Origin of the sequence: Xanthovirga aplysinae (assembly GCF_009711365.1) — a bacterium.
GTDB classification, from domain to species: Bacteria; Bacteroidota; Bacteroidia; order Cytophagales; family Cyclobacteriaceae; genus Xanthovirga; species Xanthovirga aplysinae.
Genome location: NZ_SMMB01000519.1, coordinates 1 through 2,073, shown reverse-complemented (window position 1 = coordinate 2,073; position 2,073 = coordinate 1). Strand labels below are relative to the sequence as shown.

The 2,073-nt window shown below is 36.5% G+C and carries 2 protein-coding genes; both read right to left on the bottom strand.

Annotated features, from left to right (window positions below; translation table 11 throughout):
* Positions 1–183 precede the first annotated feature (183 nt).
* Complete coding sequence (locus E1171_RS02305; protein ID WP_155203679.1) at positions 184–414, bottom strand: hypothetical protein; 231 nt, start codon at positions 412–414, stop codon at positions 184–186.
* A 350-nt stretch (positions 415–764) separates the two neighbouring features.
* Positions 765–2,069 carry a pyridoxal phosphate-dependent aminotransferase gene (locus tag E1171_RS02300; protein ID WP_155203681.1) on the bottom strand — a complete coding sequence of 435 codons (1,305 nt, stop codon included), beginning with the start codon at positions 2,067–2,069 and terminating at the stop codon, positions 765–767.
* Positions 2,070–2,073 lie beyond the last annotated feature (4 nt).

Sequence of the window (2,073 nt, the reverse complement as noted above, 5' to 3'; positions counted from 1 at the left end):
CCTTTGACGAGGGAATAGTGGATAAGTCTAAGATCTCTGATCAGAAAATTTAATGGAAAGGGTTATAGATTCACTATTGAAAAAGGTCTTGAAAAAATCAATTAATATTATTTTTGATAACTGATTTTTCTATAGACCCTAAACAATAAGCTTTTAATAAATTCAGATAAAGCAATATTTAACTTAATCTTCATTTTTACCAAATATTTTTTCACCCAAAGATTGAGTTATTTTGTGAAAATGACTAGGCTCTTCCAAACGATTTTCCACGCCTTGCCATACTGGTCCTTCCCTTTGCATTAGATCAACAAGGGCTGAGCTTTCTCCTTTTCGAAATGGCTTAATAGTACTAAGCATATAATTTCCATCTACCTCTTTCATTTTTTCTAAATCAGCTCCACTTTTATAAGCCATGAATCAAGTAATCATAGCCTAATCAGCTTCTGGCGGTGGTTTTCTTCTTGTAAAATCCTGTATACAATTCTAAAACTTAACTTTTTTTTTGTAAAACAGGAAGTATATCGTCACTATTTAATTGTTCGTTAAAGTCTAGTCTAACTGGATCTTAATATTTATAACCTTGAGGAGGGTCACGATAATATTTCCATAGAAATATCCTCTCATGCCTGCACCAAATTCCTTTGCAATTTGCTCAGGGTTGTCTATAATGTCTCCAAACAATTTTTTTAGCAAATAAATAGGTGTCTAGGTTAAAAAGAATATTTAAATAATATTAGAAAATAACCAAAATTTAAGTGCAAGGTCTAAGACTCCAAATATTCCAAAATAGCTTCCTTAAGATTTGTAAAAATATGGCTTAACAGGTCTTCATTTTCTTCCAATAAAGTAATTCGGAAACCTTGTAATTCAGAGCAAAAAGAAGAAATTGGGACCACACAAATGCCTTTGGCTGCTAATAAATAGTAGACAAAACGCTTGTCTAGGGAAGTGTCTTTGGATTCCACCCAACTTTCAGCCAATTGCCGTACGCCATCCTCTTCAATTTGTAATTTTTGATGTGGTTTTAGTACCCCTTCTTCAAAAATAATGGCGTTATAAAAAGCTCCCTTGGTCTCATTAAATTTCAATTGTGGAATTGTTCCTAGAATCTCAGTTATCAACTTACTTCTTTTTCCAATTCTTTCATTCAACTCTTGTCTATAAACTGGGAAACGGGGGTCTGACAAAACCTTCGGAATAGCCAATTGAGGTAATTTTGTGGAGCAGACTTCTATCATTTTGGCATTTTCAAGGGCACGGCAAAATTGATCAAAGTCCGGTTCATTTTCTCTATTGTAAAACTCTACCCAGCCACAACGTGAGCCTGGCCACGGAAAGTCCTTTGAAATCCCTTTCATGGCAATTCCTGGGACATCCCCTAGGTATTCAGCTAAAGTAAAGGCTCTTTGTCCATTGTAGGTAACCTTGGCATAAATCTCATCGCTTATCAGAAAAAGATCAAATTCTCTGGCAATGGCAACAATACGTTCAAGAATCTCCAGCGGGTATACCATTCCTGTAGGATTATCAGGATTAATTATGAGAATCCCTACGATAGCCGGGTTATATTTAACTTTATTGTAAAGGTCGTCCAGATCAGGATACCAATTATTATCCGGGTCGAGTTTATAGGTAATGGGAGCCTGACGAGCGTGAGCTGCCTCTGCAGAAGAATGGGTGGAGTAGGAAGGAGAAGGCCCAATTACACGAGAAGTGGGATCAATGTATTGATATAGGGTGGAGATTGCATCTCCAAGCCCATTAAAAAACAGAATGTCTTCTTTGGAGATCTGTACGCCATTTAATTGATTGGTTTGTTTGGCCAAAAAGTCACGGGTACCAGGCACACCTTTAGAATGGCTATAACCGTAGGTATTATCTTCTTGCAGAATAGCTGAAATGGTATCTTTCATCCAGGTTGGGATCTTAAAATTCTTCTGAATAGGATCACCAATATTTTCCCAATAGATTTCTCTTCCTAGATGCTGGAGTTTCTCAGCTTTTTTTACAATATCCCGGATCTCATAGGACAACTCACTTGCCCCATCTTCTAATACTTTTTGCCGCATGTTT